Source organism: Burkholderia sp. DN3021, from assembly GCF_049805555.1.
GTDB classification, from domain to species: Bacteria; Pseudomonadota; Gammaproteobacteria; order Burkholderiales; family Burkholderiaceae; genus Burkholderia; species Burkholderia pyrrocinia_C.
Map to the genome: position 1 here is coordinate 1 of NZ_JBNCAB010000157.1, position 6,445 is coordinate 6,445.

General features: G+C 70.8%; 9 protein-coding genes. 6 read left to right on the top strand and 3 right to left on the bottom strand.

Annotation, left to right across the window (positions count from 1 at the left end; genetic code table 11):
* The 6 genes from ACPUER_RS35585 to ACPUER_RS35610 all read left to right on the top strand — a co-directional run.
* Positions 1 to 1,143: MMPL family transporter (locus tag ACPUER_RS35585; protein WP_425133427.1), on the top strand; the 1,143-nt coding region annotated here is incomplete at its 5' end.
* Entirely contained in the window at positions 1,140 to 2,030 is an 891-nt protein-coding gene (locus ACPUER_RS35590; RefSeq protein ID WP_425133428.1) for a polysaccharide deacetylase family protein, read from the top strand. The genes ACPUER_RS35585 and ACPUER_RS35590, both read left to right, overlap by 4 nt.
* Positions 2,031 to 2,093: 63 nt before the next feature.
* A complete protein-coding gene (locus tag ACPUER_RS35595; protein ID WP_425133429.1) occupies positions 2,094 to 3,305 on the top strand; it encodes a beta-ketoacyl-[acyl-carrier-protein] synthase family protein in 1,212 nt (403 codons plus the stop codon).
* 8 nt (positions 3,306 to 3,313) lie between these two features.
* The gene (locus ACPUER_RS35600) at positions 3,314 to 4,129 is read left to right on the top strand and encodes a beta-ketoacyl synthase chain length factor (RefSeq protein WP_425133430.1); all 816 of its coding nucleotides are present in this window, start codon (positions 3,314 to 3,316) and stop codon (positions 4,127 to 4,129) included.
* The gene (locus ACPUER_RS35605; RefSeq protein WP_425133431.1) at positions 4,129 to 4,632 is read left to right on the top strand and encodes a hotdog family protein; all 504 of its coding nucleotides are present in this window, start codon (positions 4,129 to 4,131) and stop codon (positions 4,630 to 4,632) included. The genes ACPUER_RS35600 and ACPUER_RS35605 overlap by 1 nt, the downstream gene beginning before the upstream one ends.
* The gene (locus ACPUER_RS35610; protein WP_175962071.1) at positions 4,629 to 4,958 is read left to right on the top strand and encodes a hypothetical protein; all 330 of its coding nucleotides are present in this window, start codon (positions 4,629 to 4,631) and stop codon (positions 4,956 to 4,958) included. The genes ACPUER_RS35605 and ACPUER_RS35610 overlap by 4 nt, the downstream gene beginning before the upstream one ends.
* 90 nt (positions 4,959 to 5,048) lie before the next feature.
* On the opposite strand, the gene ACPUER_RS35615 is transcribed toward ACPUER_RS35610, so the two are convergent.
* From ACPUER_RS35615 to ACPUER_RS35625, 3 genes are all read right to left on the bottom strand, one after another.
* Positions 5,049 to 5,255 (bottom strand): hypothetical protein, encoded by a 207-nt coding sequence (locus tag ACPUER_RS35615; RefSeq protein WP_175962072.1) that lies wholly within the window; start codon positions 5,253 to 5,255, stop codon positions 5,049 to 5,051.
* 110 nt (positions 5,256 to 5,365) lie between these two features.
* Entirely contained in the window at positions 5,366 to 6,109 is a 744-nt protein-coding gene (gene phbB / locus ACPUER_RS35620; protein ID WP_072445159.1) for an acetoacetyl-CoA reductase, read from the bottom strand.
* Positions 6,110 to 6,326: 217 nt separating this feature from the next.
* The coding region (locus ACPUER_RS35625) for a hypothetical protein (RefSeq protein ID WP_412473110.1) at positions 6,327 to 6,445 on the bottom strand (119 nt) is incomplete at its 5' end.

Sequence of the window (6,445 nt, forward strand, 5' to 3'; positions counted from 1 at the left end):
CTCGCCGCACTGGTGGTCGCCGCGTGCGCGACGCTCGTGCTGCATCGCGACGGCCTGTGGAGCCGCGAGCTCGCCTCGCTCAGCCCCGTGCCGGCGCGCGCGCAGGCGCTCGACGCGCGGCTGCGCGCCGATGTCGGCGCGCCCGACGTGCGCTACCTCGTCGTGATTTCCGCGCCGACCGAGCAGGCCGCGCTCGAAGGCGCCGAAAAGGTCGCCGCGCAACTGCAGCCGCTCGTCGACCAGCGCGCGCTCGCGGGTTTCGAAAGCCCCGCGCGCTACCTGCCGAGCGACGCCGCGCAGCGCGCGCGCCAGGCGAGCCTGCCCGATGCGGACGTGCTCGCCGCGCGGATGCGCGACGCCGTCGCAAACCAGCCGATCGCGGTGAAGCCCGACCTGTTCGCGCCGTTCATCGCCGATGTCGAAGCCGCGCGCCACGCGCCGCTGCTGACGCGCACTGACTTGCGCGGCACGTCGATGGCGCTCGCGGTCGATGCGCTGCTGACCGAACGCGACGGCCGCTGGAGCGCGATGCTGCCGCTGCGCGCGCCGGACGCCGCACGCGCGGCGCAATCGACGCAAGGGTTCGACGCAACGCCGATACGCACGGCCGTCGCGCAAGCAGGCGTGCCCGATGCACTGTTCGTCGACATGAAAGCCGAAGCCGATCGCCTGTACGTGAGCTACGTGCACGAGGACATCCGGCTGTCGCTCGCGGGTTTCGCGGCGATCGCCGTGCTGCTGCTGATCGCGCTGCGCTCGCCGCGCCGTGCCGTGCGCGCGCTCGCGCCGCTCGTCGCGGCCGTGCTGGTCGTGACGGCCGGCTTCGCGCTCGCCGGCGTGCAACTGACGATCCTGCACCTCGTCGGCATGCTGCTGATCGTCGCGGTCGGCTCGAACTACGCGCTGTTCTTCTGCAAGCGCGACGACGCGCAGCCCGTCACGCCGTACACGCTCGTGTCGCTGCTGGTCGCGAACCTCGCGACGGTCGCCGGCTTCGGGCTGCTGGCGCTGTCGCGCGTACCGCTGCTCGAAACCTTCGGGCTGACCGTCGGCCCCGGCGCGATGCTCGCGCTCGCGTTCGCGGCGATACTCGCGCCACGCGCCGCGGCGGCCGGCGATCGTCGTCAACGGAGCCCCACATGAACGCACCGTCGTCCGTTCCGCCTCGACAGCCCGGCCAATCCGGCGCGCGCCGCTGGAAGCCGACGCCGCTGATCACGGGCACGGCCGCGCTGCACGCGGGCGCGGCCGCCGCTGTCGCCGTGCAGCCGGCCGCGTGGCCGTGGGCCGTCGGCGGCGTGGTCGCGTCGCATCTCGCGCTGACGGCAGCCGGCCTTTGGCCGCGCAGCACGCTGCTCGGCCCGAACTGGACGCGCCTGCCGGCCGGCGCCGGCCGCCGGATCGCGCTGACGATCGACGACGGCCCGGACCCGGACGTCACGCCGCGCGTGCTCGACCTGCTCGACCGTTACGACGCGCGCGCGACGTTCTTCTGCATCGGCGATCTGGCGCGCCGTCATCCGCAGTGGATCGAAACGATCGTCGCGCGCGGTCACGCGGTCGAGAACCACAGCCAGCGGCACCGGCACACGTTCTCGCTGTCGGGGCCCGCCGCGCTGCGGCGCGAGATCGCGGCAGCGCAGCAGACACTGACCGAGATCGCCGGCACGCGCCCGCTGTTCTTCCGCGCGCCGGCCGGCCTGCGCAATCCGTTTCTCGAACCGGTGCTGTGCGAACTCGGCCTGCAGCTTGCGAGCTGGACGCGGCGCGGCTTCGACACGCGCGCGCACGACGCCACGACCGTCACGCGGCGCCTGCTGAACGGCCTCGCACCGCGCGACATCCTGCTCGTGCACGACGGTCACGCGGCACGCGACGCGCGCGGCGAACCGGTCGTGCTCGACGTACTGCAAGCGGTGCTGCGCGCAGCCGCCGATGCGCAACTGCACTGGACCACGCTGCGCGCGGCGCTCGCGCCCGAACCGCCCGGCCAGCCGGGCGTTCCGGCACCCCCGTTTGATAAAATCTGAACTCGAACGGCGCGCCTGCCAGCCTTGCTGCGGCGCCCGTTCCGGCCCCCGGATGCGACCCTCGTGAAACCTCTCCTGCTCTCGCACTTCACCGCCACCAGCTGCATCGGCCGCGGCCTCGATGCGACCCTCGACGCACTGCGCGACGCCCGCGGCGGGCTCGCACCATGCGACTTCGAGCGTGCGGATCTCGACACGTGGATCGGCGCGGTGGACGGCGTCGACGAGCAACCCGTGCGCGCGGATCTCGCCGACTTCGAGTGCCGCAACAACCGCCTCGCGCAACTCGCCCTCACGCAGGACGGCTTCGACGCACGCGTCGCGGCGGCCGTCGCTCGCCACGGCGCGGCGCGCGTCGGCGTGTTCATCGGCACGAGCACGGCCGGCATCCTCGAGACCGAACGCGCGTACCGGCATCGAGATCCGGCGAGCGGCGCGCTGCCCGCCGATTTTCGTTATGCGCACACGCACAACCCGTATTCGCCGGCCGCGTTCGTGCGAGCGTATTTCGCGCTGCGCGGGCCGGCAATGGCGATCTCGTCCGCGTGCTCGTCCGGCGCGAAGGTGTTCGGCTCCGCGCGCCGCATGATCGAGGCCGGGTTGATCGACGCGGCCGTCGTCGGCGGCGTCGATTCGCTGTGCCTGACGACACTGTACGGCTTCAACTCGCTCGAACTGCTGTCGCGCCTACCGTGCCGGCCGTTCGACGTTGCGCGCGACGGCATCTCGATCGGCGAGGCCGCGGCATTCGCGCTCGTCGAACGCGTGCCCGAACCGCCCGCCGCGCTCGACGGCCACGCGATCCTGCTGCTCGGCATCGGCGAATCGAGCGATGCGCACCACATGTCGTCGCCGCATCCGGACGGGCTCGGCGCGCGCGTCGCGATAAAGCAGGCACTCGCGTCCGCCGGCCTCGACGCGAACGACATCGATTACGTGAACCTGCACGGCACCGCAACGCCGAGCAACGATGCGGCCGAAAGCCGCGCGGTCGGCGCGCTGCTCGCGCGCACGCCGTGCAGCTCGACGAAGGGCGCGACCGGCCACACGCTCGGCGCGGCCGGCGCGCTCGAAGCGGTCGTCGCCGCGCTCGCGCTGCGCGAGCAGTTCGTGCCGGCCGGCGTCAACACGACGCAACCCGACCCGGCGCTCGCCGCCGACTACGTGCTCGCGAGCCGCGAGATGCGCGTGCGCACCGTGCTCTCCAATTCGTTCGGCTTCGGCGGCACGAATTGCAGCCTGATCCTCGGCCGCGCCGGCCACGTACGCCGTTGAGGCCCGACATGACGCTCACCGCCTTCATCGAAAGCATCGGCCTCGTCGGGCCGGGCTTGAACGACTGGCCGCACGCGGCCGACGTGCTCGCGGGCCGCGCGGCCTATGCGGGCGCGCGCACCGTGCTGCCGCCGCCGGCCGGCCTGCCGTCGGCCGAGCGGCGCCGCACGGGCCCCGTCGTGCGCGTCGCGCTCGCAGTCGGCCACGAAGCGGTCGCCGCGAGCGGACGCGATGCAGCCACGCTCGCTACCGTGTTCAGCGCGTCCGGCGGCGACGGCCAGAACTGCCATGCGATCTGCGAAACCCTCGCCGGTGACGATCGCCAGCTGTCACCGACGCGTTTCCACAACTCCGTGCACAACGCGCCGGCCGGCTACTGGAGCATCGCGACCCGCGCGATGGCGACGTCGAACGTGCTATGCGCGCACGACGGCAGCTTTGCCGCGGGCCTGCTCGAGAGCCTGTGCCAGGTCGCGGTCGATCGCTTGCCGACCCTGCTGATCGCGTACGACACCGACTATCCGGAACCGCTGCGCACGGTGCGGCCGATCGACGACGCATTCGGCGTCGCGCTCGTGTTCGCGCCGGAAGCGAGCGAGCGCGCGCTCGCCCGCATCGACGTGAAGCTCACCGACGCGCCTGCCACGACGCTCGCAAATGCCGAGCTCGACGCACTGCGCACCGGCAATCCGGCCGCGCGCGTGCTGCCGCTGCTCGATGCGCTGGCTGCACGGCGTTCGACACGCGTCGTGCTCGACTACCTTGCCGATACGCGCGTGCAGGTCGACGTCACGATGCCGGCTGCCTTCGCGGAGCGCGCGTGATGGCCGCGACGATCGCGTCGACGCCGCCGCTCGACCACGCGTGGATCGCCGCGCATATTCCGCACGGCGGCACGATGTGCGTGCTCGATACGGTCGATGCGTGGGACGCCGAACGCATCCGTTGCACGGCGACGAGCCACCGCGATCCGCACAACCCGCTGCGCTCGCACGGCCGGCTCGCGTCGGTCTGCGGCATCGAATACGCGGCGCAGGCGATGGCCGTGCACGGCGCGCTGCTCGGTATGCAAGAAGAACGTCCGCGCGCCGGCTATCTGGCGAGCGTGCGCAATGTCGACGCGTTCGTCGACCGGCTCGACATGTTCGACCTGCCGCTCACCGTCGACGCGGAACGCATGAGCGGCGACGGCCGCTCGGTGCTGTACGGCTTCGCGCTGCGCTGCGGCGATCGCGTGCTGCTGACCGGCCGCGCCGCGGTGATGCTCGACGCATCGGCGGCCGGCACGTTTGCGCCGCCGCCCGCCGGCAATTCGAATCCTCGATGAAGAGACTTATACAAGGAAACCAGGTCGTGAAAGTTCGTCAGTTCATTGGCACCGCACTCGTTCTGGCGCTGATCAGCCCGATCGCGCATGCGGACATGTCGGAAGTGAAGCAGGACATCAAGCGCGATTCGAAGGAAGCCGCGCACAAGACGGGCGAAGCTGCGCGCAGCTTCGGCCACGCAACCGCCAGCGCCGCGAAGGCGGTCGGGCACGGAGTCGCACACGCGTCGCGCGAAGGCTGGGATGCCACCAAGCGCACGACGAAGCGGATCTTCCACAAGAACGACTCGGGCGAGTCGGGTGGAAAGAGCGAAAAGAGCGATTGAGCACGCGCATCGCGCGCATCACCGACTGCATGCGCGCGATGCGTGACCGTCCGTCGATCGCGACGCCGCGCTACCACGGCGTCGCGGCCGTCATCGCGCGCCGCGCATGCGGCGTGCCGGCCTCGCGGGCCTGCGCGCGAAGCACTTGCCGTACGCGACGAACCAGCAATCGCGATGATCGAAGTTCCGCAGCAGCCGCGCGCGGCGCCGCTCGAGCCAGTAGAGCAAGACCGCCATCGTCAGCGCGACGGCCAGTGCCGAGCCGCCGATGGCGAGTCCCATCCAGGTTTCACCCATGCCCTTCTCCGGAATGCGAGGCCGAAGCGGCGCGCCTGCCGCCGCTCCGGCACTGGATATAGCGGAACGCGGCCCGAAACGCGTGCGAACGCGGCCCGGGCCGCCGCGCGTCAGTGCATGTGCTGGCCGCCGTTGATCGCGATGTTGGAGCCCGTCACGAAACCGGCCTCCTCCGAGCACAGGTAAGCGACCAGCGCCGCGACTTCCTCGGGCTTGCCGAGCCGGCCCGCCGGAATCTGCGGGAGGATCTTCGTGTCGAGAATGTCCTGCGGGATCGCCGTGACCATCTTCGTCGCGAGGTAGCCCGGCGACACCGTGTTCACCGTCACGCCCTTGCGCGCGACCTCGAGCGCCAGCGATTTGGTGAACCCGTGCATGCCGGCCTTCGCGGCCGCATAGTTGGTCTGGCCGACCGAGCCCTTCGAGCCGTTCACCGACGAGATGTTGACGATGCGACCCCAGCCGCGCTCGACCATGCCTTCGCAGACGGGCTTCGTCATGTTGAACACGGAATCGAGGTTCGTGCGGATCACGGCATCCCAGTTCACCTTGTCGAGCTTGCGCAGCGTCATGTCGCGCGTGATGCCCGCATTGTTCACGAGAATGTCGACCGGGCCGACGTCCCGCACGATCGCCTCGATGCATTGCTGGCACGAATCGTAATCGGCCACGTCCACCGGGTATGCATGGAACTCGCGGCCGGCCGCGTGCATCTCGGTCAGCCAGCGGTCGGCGCCGGTGTTGTTCGGCGAATACGTGACGACTACCCGGTGGCCCGCGTCGTTCAACCTGATGCTGACCGCTTCGCCGAGACCGCCCATCCCACCTGTCACAACTGCAATTCGCTTAGTCATCCTATAAATTACCGACAAAAAAGTAATCGATGAATGCGGGGCGACGGCATCGCACATGCTGCCGCCCCACCGCTTCGATGCGCAGCCGCCCGCGTCGCGGGCACGGCACGCACCGGAACATCGCGCTTGTTGTTGGCTGCTTGTCGTGCGCGACAACCGCTTCGCCCGCCTGCGGCGCCGGCCGGCGCCGCCAGCGGGTCGTGTCTTCAGACCCGGCTCAGACGCGCTCGACCGCGAGCGCGACACCCATCCCGCCGCCGATGCACAGCGACGCCAGCCCGCGCTTCGCATCGCGCTTGGCCATCTCGTGCAGCAGCGTCACCAGGATCCGGCAGC